Genomic DNA, 15,583 nt, shown 5'->3' on the forward strand with positions numbered 1-15,583 from the left:
CTCGCCACTCGGGCAAAGAGAACGTTCTACTCCTCGCCCTCGACGCGCATGACGCTCGTGACCTCTCGGACGATGTCGAGTTCGCGCAACCCCTTGACCGTCGCGGCGAGGGCCGCGTCCGGCGCCCGGTGCGTCACCACGACGAGCTGTGCCTCTTCACCCAGGCCGACCTGCCGGACGGCCTGTATCGAGACGCCGTGCCTGGCGAACTCTTCGGCGACCGTGGCGAGAACACCGGCCTCGTCGGTCACGTCCACCTGAATGTAGTAGCGCGTGACCGTCTCACCCATCGGCAGTACTGGAAGCTTCGCGTACGTCACTTCCACCGGGCCGGGTGTACCGCCCGCCACGTTGCGGGCCACCGCCACCAAGTCGCCGAGTACGGCGGACGCCGTCGGAGCCCCACCGGCCCCCGCGCCATAGAACATCAGTGAACCGGCCGACTCCGCCTCGACGAACACCGCGTTATAAGCCTCACGGACACTCGCCAGCGGATGCGACCGGGGAATCATCGCCGGATACACGCGAACCGATACGCCACGGCCGTTCCGACCGTCCTCCGAAGGGACCCGCTCACAAATGGCGAGCAGCTTGACCACACAGTCCATGCCCTTGGCGCCGGCCACATCCGCGGCGCTCACCTCGGTGATGCCCTCACGATGGACGTCCGCCGCCGTCACCGGAGTGTGGAACGCGAGCTGCGCCAGGATCGCCGCCTTGGCCGCCGCGTCGAACCCCTCCACATCAGCGGTCGGGTCGGCCTCCGCGTAACCAAGCGACTGCGCTTCCTCCAACGCGTCGTTGAACCCGGCGCCGTGCGTGTCCATCTGGTCGAGGATGTAGTTCGTGGTGCCGTTCACGATGCCGAGCACCCGATGCACGTGGTCGCCGACCAGCGACTCCCTCAACGGCCGCAGCAACGGGATCGCGCCCGCGACGGAAGCCTCGTAGTACAGATCGGCGCCGTACTCCCGGGCCGCCGCGAACAACGTCGCGCCGTCCTCCGCCAGCAGCGCCTTGTTCGCCGTGATGACCGACTTCCCGGCCTTCATCGCCTCCAGCATCAGCGACCTGGCCGGCTCGATCCCGCCGATGACCTCGATGACGATGTCGACGTCGTCCCTGGTCACCAAAGCCTGCGCGTCCGTCGTCAGCAGGCTCCGGTCGACGCCCTCCCGCACCCGGTCCGGGCGCCGCACCGCGATCCCGGCCAGCTCCAGCGGCGCCCCGACCCGCGCGGCCAGATCGGCCGCCTGCTCGTTCAGCAGCCGGACGACCTCCGTTCCGACCACGCCGCATCCGAGCAGCGCCACGCGCAGTCCGGGTTTCACGCTTCGACCTCCGCATCGAGCCGCAGCAGGTCCTCGGCGCCCTCCCGGCGAACGATCACGCGCGACCTGCCGTCCCTCACCGCCACCACGGCGGGCTTCGGGACGTAGTTGTAGTTGCTGGCCATCGACCGACAGTACGCACCGGTCCCCGCCACCGCCACCAGGTCCCCCGCCGAAATATCTTCGGGGAACCACAGGTCCCGCACCACAATGTCGCCGCTTTCGCAGTGCTTGCCGACAAGCCTACTGAGCATGGGTGATGCGTCGGACGACCGGCTCGCCAACACGCCCGTGTACTCCGCGCCGTACAGCGCGGTCCGCAGGTTGTCGCTCATGCCGCCGTCCACGGACACGTACGTCCGGAGGCCCTCGACGTCCTTGACCGTTCCGACCTCGTACAGCGTGACGCCGCCCGTCCCCACGATCGCCCGCCCCGGCTCCACCGTCAGCCGCGGCATCGACAGGTCGTACGCCCTGCACTCGCGCGCCACGATGTTCCTGAGCCCGTCCGCGATCGACTTCGGGTCGTGCGGCTCCTCGCCCGGCAGGTACGCGATGCCGTACCCGCCGCCCAGGTCCAGCTCCGGAAGCTCGACGCCGTGCTCGTCCCGGATCGCGACCAGCAACTCCGCCAGCCGGTGCGCCGCGACCTCGAAGCCGTCCACGTCGAAGATCTGCGACCCGATATGGCTGTGCAGTCCCACCAGTTCCAACTGCGGCAGCGCCAGAACCCTGCGCACCGCCTCCAAGGCCGCGCCCGAACTCCTGGAGAACCCGAACTTCTGGTCGTCGTGAGCGGTCGCGATGAACTCATGGGTGTGCGCCTCGACACCGGTGGTGACACGCACCATCACCTTGGGCCGCACACCCATCTCTTGGGCGAGATACCCCACCCGGGCGATCTCCTCGAACGAATCGAGCACGAGCCGTCCGACCCCGACCTCCAGCGCCCTCTCGATCTCCCAGGTCGCCTTGTTGCTCCCGTGCAAGGTGATGCGCTCGGTGGGGAAATCGGCCGCCAACGCCACAGCGAGCTCACCCCCGCTGCACACGTCCAGGCCGAGCCCCTCCTCCTTCACCCAACGCGCGACGGCCGTACACAAGAAGGCCTTGCCCGCGTAGTGCACGTCCCCGTCATGGAACGCCGCCGCGTACTCCCGGGCACGGCTCCGCACGTCCTCCTCGTCATAGACGTACAGGGGCGTCCCGTACTCCCGCGCGAGATCCCGCACGTCGACGCCACCGACCGTCAGAACGCCGCCGTCCCTCTTGGCGCTCCTCGGCCAGACCGCCGGCTCCAGCGCGTTCAGGTCGTCCGCGGGCCCGGCCGGATGATCCTCCGGCAGAACGTCGGCATGCCGCGGCCCAGCAGGATGTACTCGACTCATATTCGCTCTCTAGGGGTCTCACCGATCACATTCAGCCCGTTGCCGAGAACGACCTTCACCGCCTCGGCCAACCGGACCCGCCCTCCGTGCACCGCCCCGGGCATCTCATCGCCCTTCGGCACGGCCGGGCAACGCTCATGGACGTCGTGGTACGCCCCGGCCACTCTCTCCAAACACAACATCAGCGGCCTGGCATCCCGTTCCCGCTCCGCTTGAAGCACCCTCCCCCGAACGTCCCCCAACGCCCCCACCAACTCGCCTTCTTCCGCCCCCACCCGCGACAACGGCCCCTGCCGCACCCCGAGCTCCGCGGCCCAACGTCCCACCCAACAAGCCCGCGCATAGGCGTACCGCACCGAGAACCCAGGATTCTCGAACGTCCGAGGCCACTCACTCCACCCCCCCGGCACCCGCACACCTCCGAACTCCTGCCGCAGAACCCCCTCCACAACGTCCCCCACCCCACGGACGACCCGCACGAACCCGGGCCCACTCACGGACCCCCCGACCCGCCGCGCGATCACCCAGGGATCAACCCCCAACCGCAACGCCACAGGACTCTCGAAAACCCCGGCGCCCCGACTGAAAACCACGACCCCCCGAGGCACCACCACATCAAGCTCACCCTCGGCCACGGCGTCCCGCACCGCGCCCACCAGGGCATCGCCCACCTCGGCTGGAGTCACACCGGTGAGACTATCCGGACACCGCCGCGAGCTTCCGAACGGTCTGGATCAGCTGATTCGGGTCGAACGGCTTGGTCACGTACGCGTCGACCCCGATCTCATGCCCCCGGCGCACATCATGCTCCTGCGCCCGCGCCGTGATCATCACGACCCTGATGTGCGCCGTCTCCGGGTCCTCCCGCAGCCGCACCGCCGTCACCCACCCGTCCAGCCTGGGCATCATCACGTCCAACGTGACGACGTCCGGCCGCACCTCGGCGACCCTCTCCAAACAGTCCTGACCGTCCACCGCGGTCGCCACCTCGAACCCCTCCAGTTGCAGGTTCACGGCGATCAACTGGCGGATCACCTCGTCATCATCGACGACCAGCACGCGTCCCAGTGGCTCGGTCACGGCCACGAAGTTAGCCCACTCACCCCCGTGGCGCACGGCGAACGTCCACGTGCGCGTCCCCCCGCCAACCCTGGTAACCTTCTACCGCGCGCCACCAAGGCCGCAGGGCCCCCTTAGCTCAGGGGATAGAGCAACGGCCTCCGGAGCCGTGTGCGCAGGTTCGAATCCTGCAGGGGGCACCGATCCCGACAGTTCGCGAACCTTCTCGGCGATCACCTCACGGTGGGCGCTCGGGAGTGCGGAACACGGAAGGCAGCATGGGTTGGGGCGTGGTCCTCGCCGACGTGCGCTACAGCGAAGACGATTCCATGATCGGAGTCCTGGTCCAGGTCGGCATTGACCCTGAACTCCCCCGCGGCGGCACGCGCGGACGCCCCGCCGTCAAGAAGCACTGGCGTGCCGAAGTTTCGCTCACCACCGAACTGGCCGCCCGGCCCATCGTCGAGCTGGCAACAGGGGATGCCAAAAGCAACGCTGCACGTTCCTGGCGCCAGTGGCGCGAGGAATGCCGCTCTTCCCCGCCGGAGACTCGTGATCATTCTCGTGAATAGCGTGGACGTCCGCCTACGTCAAAGTCGCGGCAAGAAGGTCGGGAGCGGTCCCTCTGCCGCGGCCACTCGGTGACGGCCGGGGAGTCTGAAGCGACGGCGAGCCGCAAGGAAGCCAGGTCGTCGCTTAGATTCGTCGCCCAGTGCCCTCAAGCAGGTCATACCAGCCCGCGGTCGGGCGGCTACTACTGAGGGTCTGGCCGCATAGATGTTTGCGCGACGCTGTCGGACGCGTCCTGGTCGGTCAGGCCCATCTGGGCGGCCAGGTCGTCGCGCAGGCGGGTGAGGCGGGCGATCTCGGCGTCGAGCGCGTCGAGCCGTCGCCGCGCGATCCCCGACCCCTGCCCGCAGCCCGCGCCGCCGGGACCGTCCTCGTCCAGGAGGTGCAGCAGGTTCGCGCAGTGGCGGAGGTCCTCGACGGTCAGCCCGACGCCCAGCAGGCGGCGGATGGTTCGCACACGCGCCACCTCGCGCGGCCCGTACCGGCGCTGCCCGCCGGACGTGCGGGACGGCGGCGGGAGCAGGCCGCGCTGCTCGTAGAACCGCAGTGCGCGCGGGGTGGTCCCGGCCGCCGCCGCGGCGTCGCTGATCCGCATCGCTGCTCCGTTCTCGGCGCCTACAGTTCGACGATGACGGTGCCGAGGTGCCGCCCGCCGATCATCTCGTGCAACGCGGGCGGGGCGTTCCCGATGCCCGCGACGCGTACATGCGGGAACGTGACCTTCCCGGAGCGCAGCCAGCCGCCGAAACGTTCCGCCCATTCGCGGTTCGCCGCCGGGCCGGTGGAGCCTCCGAAACCGCGGATCTCGATGCCCTTGAGGATCACCTGGAAGGTGTCGATCTCGACCGGGGCGGTGCCGCCCGCGAGGTCCGGCGACAGCTGCCCGGCCAGCGCCCCGACGAGCGCGAACCGCGCGCCTGGACGGGCGGCGGCGATCGCAGCCCGGAGCTGCTCGCCGCCGACGTTGTCGACGAGGACGTCGATGCCGTCCGGCGCGGCCTCCGCGAGCTGGTCGGCGATGCGCCCGCCCGTCCCGCGGAGGATGGCCGCGTCGTAGCCGAGCTCGGCCACCAGGCGCTTCGCCTTGTCCGGCGAGCCGGTGCTGCCGATCACGCGTCCCGCGCCGAGCGCCCGCGCGAACTGACCGGCCAGCGACCCGATCCCGCCCGCGCCGCCGGACACGAACACGGTGTCGCCGGGACGGAGCCGCGCGTCCCGCGTCAGCGCCGTGTACGCGATCGCCGCCTGTCCCAGGTGGGCCGCCGGGTCGGGCAGCGTGCCGTCGAGCGGCGAGCACTGTCCGGCGGGGACGGCGGCGTACTCGCGCCAGCCGAACCAGTGCTCGACGAGATCACCCGGCCGCACGCCCGCGTCGGACGGTGCCGAGACGACCTCGCCGATCGCCTTCCCGTACAGCGTGTCGCCCGGTCGCAGGCCGGGGAACGGCGCGCCCGGCACGCTTCCGCCGATCAGGGTGCGCAAAGCGGGGAAGACGTGGAAGAAGCGGTTCCTGACCAGCACCTCGCCGTCGCCGGGGACCGGCATCGGCACCTCGACGACGGCGAAGTGGTCCGGTTCGGGCAGGCCCTCCGGCCGGACGACGAGCCGGACCTCGTGGGATGTACCGGGCATTCTCAACGCTCCTCACCACAGAAATCCTTGAACCCGTGCACGACCTCGCGACGCTAACCCCTGACCCGTGCGTCAGGGTCAAGGGCCGAGTTCCCGGATTCTGCGGACGGGGGTGTCAGGCCGGGTCGATGAACTGGTGGTCGGTGCGGATACGGCCCTCCTCGGCCTGGACGTCGGCGGCTTCGGCACCGGCGTGACCGCCTGCGACCAGCCTCAGGCGCGTCGCCACCTCCTCCCGGGTTACGACCGCCCCACCTACGACATTCGCCTCTGGCGTCCCAGGACCACTCGGCGGGACACCGGACGGTGGCCACACCGCCGGCGCTCGCGAACAGGTAGGGGTTCGCGATCGCCGCTCAGCGTGTACACAGCGTGTGTAGGTCGTCCGGACGCGTCGGGCTATTCGGGGAGTAGCGTGCGGGTGAAGTGGGCTGCGGCGGCGTCTGTTGCCGTTGTGACCTGGGGTTCCTGGTCGTAGAAGGCGAACTGGTCGCCTTCGGTCCAGACGAACTCCTTCGGGCCGGGTAGGGCGGCGTGGAAGCGGCGGGCGCCGTCGGGGATGGCGGCGTCCTCGCTGTGGACGAGCAGGACGGGCTGGGTGAGTTGCGGCGCCAGGGAGATCGAGTCGTACTGGAGCCAGCCGTCCCACGCCATCACCGCGAAGCGGTTGGGCCACTGCGGGAGGCCGCCGCGTTCGGGGTTCAGGTAGAAGTCGATGTCGAACGGCATCGCGGCGCGGGGGTCGGAACCGCTGACGACCGGCACGTACTCGACCTCGCCGGTCTTCTCGTACTGCTCGCGCGCCCGGGCGGCATCGGCGAGTTTGGTCGCGACACCCTCGTCGCCGCCGTACACGTCCCGGCAGATCGCGGGGTCGTGCAGCCAGGGCGCGACGAGCGCCAGCGACCGGATGCGGGGGTCGCGGACGGCGTTCCCGCTCATGTACATCGCGGCCGCGCAGACGCCGAGGGCGCCGAGACGGGCGGCGTCCACGGCGGGATGGCCGGCGAGGAAGGTCACCGCGTGCTCGATGTCGCTGATCTTCAGTTCCGGCGCCTCGTAGTCGCGCGGTTCGCCTTGGGATTCGCCGTAGCCGGTGAAGTCGAAGGACAGTGCGGCGAACCCCCGGTCGGCGAGACGCTCGGCGTACCGGTCGGCCATCAGCTCCTTGACGCTCGTCCAGGTGCCCGCCACGACGATGCCCGGCGCCGGGTCGGCGCCGTCGGGCAGGAACAGGTTGCCGGTCAGCGTGACGCCGCCGGAAGGGAATTCGACCTTCTGCTTCGAGGTCATGAACCTTCGGCTCCTCATCAGTTCGCGTAGGTCAGTTCGGCCTTGGTGATGGACGAGCCGTCCACGGTGAAGGCGTAGTAGGCGTCGAAGCCGCCTTGGCCGCCGGGGGCGAAGCGCACGAGGAGGCGCTGGTGGCCGGGGCGGTTCTCGGCGACCTTGAGGACGGTCAGGCGGCCACCGATGACCTCGGCCTCGGCCCAGGCGCGGATCGCGGCGCGGCCGGTGAAGCGCCGTCCGACGTCGATGAGCTCGGCGTCGTCGGCGAACGCGCCCGCCAGGGCGTCGAGGTTCCGGTCGTTGACCGCGTTGACGTAGGCGTTCACCGGCGGTAGGAGCCCCTGCGCGGGGCTGTCCGCGCAGGCGGCGGGTGTCTTCTTGGGGTCCTCGGCGGTGAGTTCCCGCGCGACGGCCTTGATGTTCTCCTGCACGATGGTCGGGAGGTCCGCGACCGGCGGGTGGCCCGGGTAGGCACGGTCGAGTTCGGTGGTGATCGACTTCTGTTCGCCCGTGCTGACCGTCCTGCCCTCGGGTGAACTCGGGGCGATGGCGGGACGGACCAGGCCGCGGAACGCCCGCAGATACCGGCGTTGCTCGTCGATCAACGCGCGGGCCGGGCCCGCGGCGCCGTGTCCGGGGTACATGGTCTTGGCGCCGGGGAAGCGGCCGCCGAGCCGGTCGAGGATCTGGAGCCAGCCGCAACTGCTCCCCTCGATCAGTGCGGGGGTGACCTTGCCCGTCGCCAGGTCACCGGAGAACAGGTCGCCGGTGTCGGGACGGTGGTAGACGGTCGCGGTGTCGGACTCGCCGTGGGCGAATCCGGCGGTTTCCAGGCGGAGTCCCGCGACCTGCAACGGCGCGCCGTCCTCGAAGACACGGTCGGCGTAGATGAGCTTCGTGGGGAAGTTCGGGTTGGACGTACGGGCGAGCGGATAGAAGCCTCGCTTGTCCTCCCGCATCGTCGTGTCCGTCGCCTTGGACGCGTAGACGGGGGCCTTGGGGAACGCCTCGCGAAAGGCGCCCGCGCCGCCGACATGGTCGGGATGGGAGTGGGTGAGCAGGATCGCGACGACCGGTTCGCCGGTCTTCTTGATCTCTGCCAACGCCTTGCGGGCGTCGACCGGCGTGCGCAGGGTGTCGATGACGATCAGCCCGTCCGGCGCTTTGATCCAGTAGGTGTTGACCGAGCCGGGGTTGGACGAGGCGAAACGACCCGGTTCGGAGTGTCCCCCCACGGTGTTCCGTCTTGGTTTTGACGCTTTGTCGTCGCTGGAGCAGCCCGCCACTGGCGCGATCGCGCATGCGGCGGCGGAGCCTGCGGCGACAAGGCGCCGCAATCTCTGGTTCATCGAGAGCCTCTGTGAAGTCGGGGGGTCGGCGGAAGTCGTCCGCGCGGGCGCGCACCCACCGCTGGAAGGTGCGGGGTTCGCGGACGATCGACGTGTCGAACGATCGGTTCACGCGGAGTCGAAGCACGCGTTCACGTACTCGGCACCGCGTCGGTCATGTCGCTGTTCCTGCCAGGCCGCCGGTAACGAGCGCGGTCACCGCGTGCCCGCCGCCAGGGACATCAGGTTCCGATTGCCGTCGGCCCAGGTGGCGGCCATCACCACACCGGCGATTTTCCACACACCCTCCACCCGAACCAGGTCAAACTGGTACGTTCCACCCTGCGTCCACAGCGGCCCACCGGACGGATCACTGAGCCGATGCGTGGCATGAAACGCCGCCGCGCACACCGCGCTGTCGCCTTCCAGGGTGACCAGATGGTTGGTGACCAGATGATGCGTGGCGTCGAACGCCCCCAACAGACCCGCCCAGACCTCGACGATCTGCGCCGGCGTCAACGTGACCGGCACACCACCGTGCGAGCTCGTGAAGTCCAGGGTGACCGAGTCCGCGAACACCTCGCCCAACCGGTTTAACTCACGTTGGTCGGCGTACCACGCCATCCGGGTACAGGCCTCGATGATCGCAAGGCGATCGGCGGTGTCACTCATGCGCCCCATCCTGGGACCCGCCGCTCGAACCCGTCCAATACCTGCTGTAATAACCATCAGTTATGGACGCGCCTTACGCGACCCGGTCGGCCGTACGCGATCGACCCACGCTCGGCCTGGGACGCGACCAGGCTTTGCGGCTGGACGAGGGGGCACCGAGCACACTGGCGTGACGACGTGAATGAGGGGGGAACATGTCCGCGATCCGCACAGAGGTAGTGGAGACCTCGTCCCTGGGCGACCGCAGCTACCTGGCCCATGACGGGCAGGTCGCCCTGGTGGTCGATCCACAGCGCGACATCGACCGCTTCTTGACCCTGGCCGGACGGCTGGGCGTCCGCGTCACGCACGTGGCCGAGACCCACCTGCACAACGACTACGTCTCCGGCGGTCTGGCGCTGGCCCGGTTGACCGGCGCCGCGTACCTGGTCGCCGCCGCCGACGACGTCGCCTTCGACCGCGTGGCCGTGACCGACGGCGACGAGATCGCCGTGTCGGAGACGATGCGCGTCCGCGCGGTCGCCACGCCGGGCCACACCTTCCACCACCTGTCCTACATCGTCTCGGGCCCGGACGGTCCGGTCGGGGTGTTCACCGGCGGGTCGCTGCTGTTCGGCACCACCGGCCGTACCGACCTGGTCGGAACGGAGCACGCCCGGCCCCTGGCCTACCGGCAGCACACGTCGGCGCGCCACCTGGCCGACCTCCTACCGGACGGCGCGCACGTCTGGCCCACGCACGGCTTCGGAAGCTTCTGCTCGGCGGGCCAGTCCGACGTCGCGGCCTCGACCATCGGGCAGGAGAAACGGTCCAACCCGGCGCTGCGGCTGGAGGCCGACGACTTCGTCGCGGAGACCCTCGAAGGGCTGGACGCCTACCCCGCGTACTACGCGCACATGGGCGTCCGCAACACCACGGGCGCGGACCCGGTCGACCTCACGCCGGCGCGCGCCGCGGACGCCGCCGAACTACGCGAGCGCATCGCCGCGGGCGAGTGGGTCGTGGACCTGCGCTCCCGCAAGGCGTTCGCGCGGCGGCACCTGGCGGGGACGCTGAGCTTCGGCCTGGACGGCCCGATGTCGACCTGGCTCGGCTGGATGATCGAGTGGGGCACGCCGCTCACGCTGCTGGGCGACAGCCGCGAGCAGGTGGCGGCCGCGCAGCGGGAACTGGCGCGCATCGGCATCGACCGCCCGGCCGCCACCGCGAGCGGCACCCCGCGGGAGTGGGCCGGGGGCGACGCGACCCGCCTGGGCGGGTTGGCCGTCGCGTCGTTCACCGACCTGGCCGCCGCACGAGCCGGGCGCGTCCCCGGTCACCTGTCCGCGCCGGACGTCGTCCTCGACGTGCGGCTGCGCAACGAGTGGCGCGCCGGACACATCGACGGCGCGACCCACGTTCCGCTTCCCGAGCTGCCCCACCGCCTGGGCGAGGTGCCGCCCGGAACCGTCTGGGTGCACTGCGGCTCCGGCTACCGGGCCGCCGCCGCGAGCAGCCTGCTCCAGCGGGCCGGACGCCGGGTGGTGCACATCGACGACGCCTTCGAAGACGCCGCGGACGCGGGCCTGCCCATCACCGATCACTGAACCCGCACAGGAGACTTGATGACGCCCCCACCCCTTCCTGTCACCCTGGACACCGGTGACGCGCCCCGCCTGATCGACGGGCGCACCCCCGGCGAATCCGAGACAGCCCACATCCCCGCGATGAATGATGACCATCCGGGACGCGTCGTGTCGCAGGGCTGAGGCCTGGTAGTGCCCCTGGACGTCCTCTCCGCCTCACCGCCCCGCAACCGGCCGGACCGCTTGCCTGACCGCCGCCGTCAGGTGAGCGAGCGGGCGATCCAGTCGGTCACCGACGTGTGGCGGGGGCGCCAGTCCAGGTCGTCGCGGGACCGTACGCCGCGGACCCGGCTGTTCGAGCCGAGGGCGTAGACGGCGGGCTCGTATCCCCATTCGGCGATCGCGTCCTCGATGCCGATGGGCCGGGGCGGCGGGAGCCGGAGCGCCGACGCGATCGACGTGGTGATATCGCGGAAGGTGGCCTCGCCGTTCTCCACGAAGTAGAAGGAGCCAGGCGCGGCGCCCTCCAGGGCCCGGACGTACAGGTCGCAGGCGTCCGCCAGGTGGACGTTGGACCAGATGTTCGCGCCCGCGCCGATATGCCGGGGCGTCCCCGTCCGCCGGGCGGTCGCGACGAGGCGGGGGATCTGGACGCTGTCGGCGCTCAACCCGAGACCGGTGCCGTAGATCATCGTGTTGCACAGCACGACCGAGCGGACGCCGCGGTCGGCGGCGGCCATCACCTCGCGGTCGATCGCCACCCTGGCCGCCTTCTCCGGCGCGGGCCGCCACGCGCTGCCGGGCGCCACATCGGCCTCGGTGTAGACGTCGTCCTGGACCTCGCCGTTGGAGGCCTCGCCGACGATGCTCGACCCGCTGGTGTGGAGCAGCGGTTTGCCGGAACCGTCCAGAGCGGTGAGCAGCGCCTGGACGGCCCCGGCGTGGTCACTGTCGGCGGCGTTGACCACCGCGTCCGCCGCGCGAGCCTCGTCCGCGAGAACCCGCTGGTCGTCCAGGTCGCCGAGGACGGGATCGACCCCGAGACCACGGAGCGCGGCGAAGGCGGGCTCCGAGCGGGTCAAACCACGGACGTGGTGGCCGTTGCTGAGCAGCGTGACCGCGAGCGAGCCGCCCAGGTAGCCGGTCGTACCGGTCAGGAAGATGCGCATGGGCGTCCTGCCTTTCCCGCGAGGATGTCCCGCGCGGTCGGTGCCATGACCAACGGTTCTACCAAGGGGCATGCGCAGGTGCTCGCAGGCGCGCTTCAGCACGGCGATGTCGCGGACGCGTCGGCGGTGAAGTGCTCCCCGTGGAGGTCAGGCGGTGGGGAAGGAGGTGATGGCGCGGGCGGCGCGGGCGGCGATGGCGGCCAGGGGCTCGGCCAGTTCGGGTGGGTCGAGGAGGGTGTAGTCGAGGGGCAGCAGGGTGACGCGGTAGGCGAGGAAGTGCAGCGAGTCCGAGCGGGTGTGCAGAAGGCATGTGGTGTCGTCCACCGGTTCCAGGACGCCGTGCCAGGCGGTGACGTGCTCGGCGGCCTCGGCGGCGGGGACGTGCAGCAGCACCCGGGCGTTGATCGTCCCGGACCCGCTGGCCAGCGTGTCCATCACCCAGGCCGCGGCGTCCACGCCGCCGGGCAGGGCGCGTTCGGGGCCCCGGAGTCCGGTGCGGTGCGGGTCGGTGATGCGGTCGACGCGGAAGGTGCGCCAGTCGGCGCGGTCCTCGTCGTAGGCGACCAGGTACCAGCGGCGGCCGACGGTGGCGAGCCGGTGCGGTTGCGCCAGCCGCCGTGTGCCGGCGCCGCCGGCGGAGGTGTAGGCGAAGCGGATCTTCTCGCGGGCGGTGCAGGCGGCGGCGAGCAGCGCCAGGAGTTCGGGGTCGGCGGGCGGTGGGCCGGCGACCTGGGGCGGCAGGGCGAGGGCCGCCTCGCCGAGGGCGGCGACGTGGCTGCGCAGCCGTGCGGGCAGGACCTGTTCGAGCTTGGCCAGCGCGCGGGGGGCGGCGTCCTCGATGCCGGCGACGGCGCCCGCGGCGGCGGTGCGCAGCCCGACCGCGATGGCGACGGCCTCCGCGTCGTCCAGCAGCAGCGGCGGCATCGCCGTGCCCGCGGTGAGGCGGTAGCCGCCGATGTTGCCGCGGGCGGCATGGACGGGATAGCCCAGCTCGCGGAGCCGCTCGACATCGCGGCGGACGGTACGGGGCGTGACGCCGAGGCGTTCGGCGAGTTCGGAGCCCGGCCATTCCCGGGGAGTCTGGAGGAGGGACAGCAACCGCAGCAGCCGTCCGGACGGATCGCGCATGTTTCTCATCCTGCCGTCCTTCTAGGACTTTTAGTGACCTAATGGCCGCCTATCGTCGTAGACGTCAGCCGGGAACGCCCCGGTGGGATGAGGGGAGAACGACATGTTCCGTGGATTCGCGACGATCGTCTTCTGGGCCGACGAACTGGAGGCCGCGAAGGACTGGTACTCGCGCGTGCTGGAGATGAAGCCCTACTTCTCCCGCCCCGGCCCGGACGGGAACACCGCCTACTACGAGTTCCGCGTCGGCGACTACGAGAACGAGTTCGGGCTGATCGACGGCCGGTACCGCCCGTCGTCCACCGAGCCGGGCGGGGCGATCATGTACTGGCACGTGGACGACCTGGAGGGCACGTTCGAGCGGCTGCTGTCGCTGGGCGCGAAGGAGCACCAGCCGATCACCGCCCAGGGCGACACCGGGTTCGTCACCGCGTCGGTGGTCGACCCGTTCGGCAACGTTCTCGGCATCATGACCAACCCGCACTACCTGGAGATCCTTGAGACGCTTCGTCCTTCCAGCGAGAACTAGCGTCTCGAACGCCGCCTGACGCTCCCCCGGCGGGGCGTGAGGCGGCGTTCGGTGTTCGGCGGCGTTCGGTGTTCGGGGGGTCGGTGACCGCCTGCGGCCAACGTGCCCGTACGAGCACGGGCCGTGAGGGCCGGCCGGGAGGATGCTGTCCGTGTCGGACTACTCTCTGGACTGGACCGTCGTCGATGTGGAGACCTCCGGGTTCCGGCCCTCGCAGCATCGGGTGCTGTCGGTCGCGTTACTCGCGATCGGCGGGGACGGCCAGGTGACCGGCCGGTTCTCGTCGCTCGTGGACCCCGGCTGTGATCCCGGCCCGGTGCATGTTCACGGGCTCACCCGGCAGCGGCTCGCGGGGGCTCCCAGGTTCGAGGAGGTCGCTCCGGACATCGCCGCCCTGCTCAGCGGACGTGTCATGGTCGCCCACAACGCGCGCTTCGACTACGACTTCCTGGCGCACGAGTTCGCCCGTGCCGAGGTGCCCCTGCCGGTCGACCGGCGGCTGTGCACCCTGGCGCTCAACCGCCGGCTGGCACCTCCCACCCCGGACATGCGGCTGGGGACGCTGGCCTCCCACTACGGCGTCGTCCAGCGCAAGGCGCACGACGCGGCCGACGACACCCGCGTCCTCGCGGGAGTGCTGAACGGGTCGCTCGCCGCCGCGGCCCGCCTCGGCCTCGACCTGCCGCTGGTGCCGTGCCCGCCCCGCCGGACCGCCCAGGTCCCCGACCACCCGGAGCGCGTCCCGAAGGTTCCCTGCGCCTACCGCAACCCCGGTCGGCTCGCCGCCGGCGCGCCGCTCGTCCAGGGCATGAAGATCGCGATCACCGGAGACACCCGGACGCCGCGCGCCGAGCTGGCGGCGAGGGCGGCCGAGGCGGGGCTGAACGTGATGTCCACGGTCAGCCGGCACACCAGCGCGCTGGTGACGAACCACCCCGGCTCGCCCAGCACCAAGAGCAGGCGTGCCGCGGCCGAAGGCGTCACGCTCGTCGACGAGCCCACCTTTCTGCGGCTGCTCGAAGACGTGCGTCCCGGTGTCCCGCACGGTGTGCCGACGGGCGCGCAGGGTCCGCGACAGCCGGCCCCCGCGAAGCCGCGCCCCGGGCGCGGCCCGTTGACGGGACGGCGGGTGCTCGTCCTCGGCGGCACCCATCCCCATGCCGCGGCCACCCGCGCACGCGTCGTCGAACTCGGCGGCGCCGCCGCGGTCAACCTGTCCGCCAGCGTCACCGACGTCGTCGTCCTCCCCGGCGGGGACCGCGATCGGCGCATGGACCGCATCCGCTCCCTCGAAGTGCCCTTGCGCGAGGAGCCCTGGCTGGAGAAGCCGTCCCCGGCGCAGCCGTTCGGCGCCGGCGCGGCGGGGCCGAAGTCGCCCGCGGTCGTCGTCCTGCCGCGGGGCGGCGCCACCGATCTCCCCGCCACCTCGCAGGCGGCGCGGTGGACCGTCGCCGCCACCTGGACCCACCGGGCGGCCTGCGAGATCGACCTCGTCGCCTTCGCCCTGGACGGAGACGGGCAGGTGTCCCGTGACGAGGACTTCGTGTTCTACGGCGCCCCCGAGGTGCCCGGCGGCGCCGTCACCCTGTCCGCGGACGGTCCGGCCGAGCAGTCGATGACGGTCGACACGGCGAGCCTTCCCCCGGCGGTCCACAAGATCGTCATCGCCGCCGCCATCGACGGGACCACGACGTTCGGCACCGCCGGCGCCATCGAGATCACCGTCGCGCCCGGCAGCGGCGAGGCGGTCCTGGCGCAGGCGACGCTCGACGCCGCCACCACCGAACGCACGATGCTCCTGGCGGAGATCTACCGGCGCGGACCGTCCTGGCGACTGCGCGTGATCGGCCAGGGGTACGACCACGGGCTGGACGAGTTGGCCCGCGACTACGGCGTCGACGTCGACGACTGAACGGCGCGAC

16 protein-coding genes and 1 tRNA gene are annotated in these 15,583 nt (G+C 71.1%); 6 read left to right on the forward strand and 11 right to left on the reverse strand.

Going from position 1 to position 15,583, the window contains the following annotated elements; genetic code table 11:
* Positions 1 to 26: 26 nt before the first annotated feature.
* From D0T12_RS29950 to D0T12_RS29965, 4 genes are read right to left on the reverse strand one after another with little or no spacing between them, the layout of a single operon-like run.
* The gene (locus D0T12_RS29950) at positions 27 to 1,331 is read right to left on the reverse strand and encodes a homoserine dehydrogenase (protein ID WP_117403819.1); all 1,305 of its coding nucleotides are present in this window, start codon (positions 1,329 to 1,331) and stop codon (positions 27 to 29) included.
* Positions 1,328 to 2,719 (reverse strand): diaminopimelate decarboxylase, encoded by a 1,392-nt coding sequence (lysA, locus tag D0T12_RS29955; protein ID WP_117403821.1) that lies wholly within the window; start codon positions 2,717 to 2,719, stop codon positions 1,328 to 1,330. The genes D0T12_RS29950 and lysA overlap by 4 nt, the downstream gene beginning before the upstream one ends.
* Positions 2,716 to 3,405: a DALR anticodon-binding domain-containing protein gene (locus D0T12_RS37475; RefSeq protein WP_117403823.1), complete on the reverse strand. Its 690-nt coding sequence runs from the start codon at positions 3,403 to 3,405 to the stop codon at positions 2,716 to 2,718. Before D0T12_RS37475 ends, lysA begins: the two co-directional genes overlap by 4 nt.
* A 10-nt stretch (positions 3,406 to 3,415) precedes the next feature.
* On the reverse strand, positions 3,416 to 3,778 hold the full coding sequence (locus D0T12_RS29965; RefSeq protein ID WP_117403946.1) for a response regulator transcription factor: 363 nt from the start codon (positions 3,776 to 3,778) through the stop codon (positions 3,416 to 3,418).
* A gap of 128 nt (positions 3,779 to 3,906) precedes the next feature.
* Between D0T12_RS29965 and D0T12_RS29970 the strand changes: the two genes are divergently transcribed.
* Both D0T12_RS29970 and D0T12_RS35065 read left to right on the forward strand, forming a co-directional pair.
* Positions 3,907 to 3,978: transfer RNA gene (locus D0T12_RS29970), tRNA-Arg, on the forward strand.
* Positions 3,979 to 4,056: 78 nt separating this feature from the next.
* Positions 4,057 to 4,350, forward strand: coding sequence for a hypothetical protein (locus tag D0T12_RS35065; protein ID WP_147339686.1), 294 nt, complete (start codon positions 4,057 to 4,059; stop codon positions 4,348 to 4,350).
* Positions 4,351 to 4,532: 182 nt separating this feature from the next.
* Here the strand turns inward: D0T12_RS35065 and D0T12_RS29975 are convergent, their stop codons facing one another.
* From D0T12_RS29975 to D0T12_RS29995, 5 genes are all read right to left on the reverse strand, one after another.
* A complete protein-coding gene (locus tag D0T12_RS29975; RefSeq protein WP_117403825.1) occupies positions 4,533 to 4,943 on the reverse strand; it encodes a MerR family transcriptional regulator in 411 nt (136 codons plus the stop codon).
* Between the two features lie 20 nt (positions 4,944 to 4,963).
* Positions 4,964 to 5,980: an MDR family NADP-dependent oxidoreductase gene (locus D0T12_RS29980; protein ID WP_117403826.1), complete on the reverse strand. Its 1,017-nt coding sequence runs from the start codon at positions 5,978 to 5,980 to the stop codon at positions 4,964 to 4,966.
* Positions 5,981 to 6,379: 399 nt separating this feature from the next.
* The gene (locus D0T12_RS29985; protein WP_117403827.1) at positions 6,380 to 7,273 is read right to left on the reverse strand and encodes an alpha/beta hydrolase; all 894 of its coding nucleotides are present in this window, start codon (positions 7,271 to 7,273) and stop codon (positions 6,380 to 6,382) included.
* A gap of 17 nt (positions 7,274 to 7,290) precedes the next feature.
* Complete coding sequence (locus D0T12_RS29990; RefSeq protein ID WP_199487778.1) at positions 7,291 to 8,505, reverse strand: MBL fold metallo-hydrolase; 1,215 nt, start codon at positions 8,503 to 8,505, stop codon at positions 7,291 to 7,293.
* A gap of 309 nt (positions 8,506 to 8,814) precedes the next feature.
* Positions 8,815 to 9,270, reverse strand: coding sequence for a nuclear transport factor 2 family protein (locus tag D0T12_RS29995; RefSeq protein ID WP_199487779.1), 456 nt, complete (start codon positions 9,268 to 9,270; stop codon positions 8,815 to 8,817).
* Positions 9,271 to 9,464: 194 nt separating this feature from the next.
* On the opposite strand from D0T12_RS29995, the gene D0T12_RS30000 reads away from it, so the two are divergent.
* Both D0T12_RS30000 and D0T12_RS35640 read left to right on the forward strand, forming a co-directional pair.
* Positions 9,465 to 10,856: an MBL fold metallo-hydrolase gene (locus tag D0T12_RS30000; RefSeq protein ID WP_117403830.1), complete on the forward strand. Its 1,392-nt coding sequence runs from the start codon at positions 9,465 to 9,467 to the stop codon at positions 10,854 to 10,856.
* A gap of 18 nt (positions 10,857 to 10,874) precedes the next feature.
* Positions 10,875 to 11,018 (forward strand): hypothetical protein, encoded by a 144-nt coding sequence (locus D0T12_RS35640; protein WP_158581681.1) that lies wholly within the window; start codon positions 10,875 to 10,877, stop codon positions 11,016 to 11,018.
* 77 nt (positions 11,019 to 11,095) lie between these two features.
* On the opposite strand, the gene D0T12_RS30005 is transcribed toward D0T12_RS35640, so the two are convergent.
* Together D0T12_RS30005 and D0T12_RS30010 are read right to left on the reverse strand one after the other, a co-directional pair.
* Positions 11,096 to 12,004, reverse strand: a complete 909-nt coding sequence (locus D0T12_RS30005) for an NAD-dependent epimerase/dehydratase family protein (RefSeq protein ID WP_117403831.1) — start codon at positions 12,002 to 12,004, stop codon at positions 11,096 to 11,098.
* A 147-nt stretch (positions 12,005 to 12,151) separates the two neighbouring features.
* Positions 12,152 to 13,132, reverse strand: coding sequence for a helix-turn-helix transcriptional regulator (locus tag D0T12_RS30010; RefSeq protein WP_117403832.1), 981 nt, complete (start codon positions 13,130 to 13,132; stop codon positions 12,152 to 12,154).
* A gap of 103 nt (positions 13,133 to 13,235) precedes the next feature.
* On the opposite strand from D0T12_RS30010, the gene D0T12_RS30015 reads away from it, so the two are divergent.
* Both D0T12_RS30015 and D0T12_RS30020 read left to right on the forward strand, forming a co-directional pair.
* A complete protein-coding gene (locus tag D0T12_RS30015; protein ID WP_117403833.1) occupies positions 13,236 to 13,661 on the forward strand; it encodes a VOC family protein in 426 nt (141 codons plus the stop codon).
* A gap of 151 nt (positions 13,662 to 13,812) precedes the next feature.
* Positions 13,813 to 15,573, forward strand: a complete 1,761-nt coding sequence (locus D0T12_RS30020) for a TerD family protein (RefSeq protein ID WP_233526362.1) — start codon at positions 13,813 to 13,815, stop codon at positions 15,571 to 15,573.
* The last annotated feature ends 10 nt before the right edge of the window (positions 15,574 to 15,583 follow it).

It is taken from the genome of Actinomadura spongiicola (genome assembly GCF_003432485.1).
Taxonomy (GTDB): Bacteria; Actinomycetota; Actinomycetes; order Streptosporangiales; family Streptosporangiaceae; genus Spirillospora; species Spirillospora spongiicola.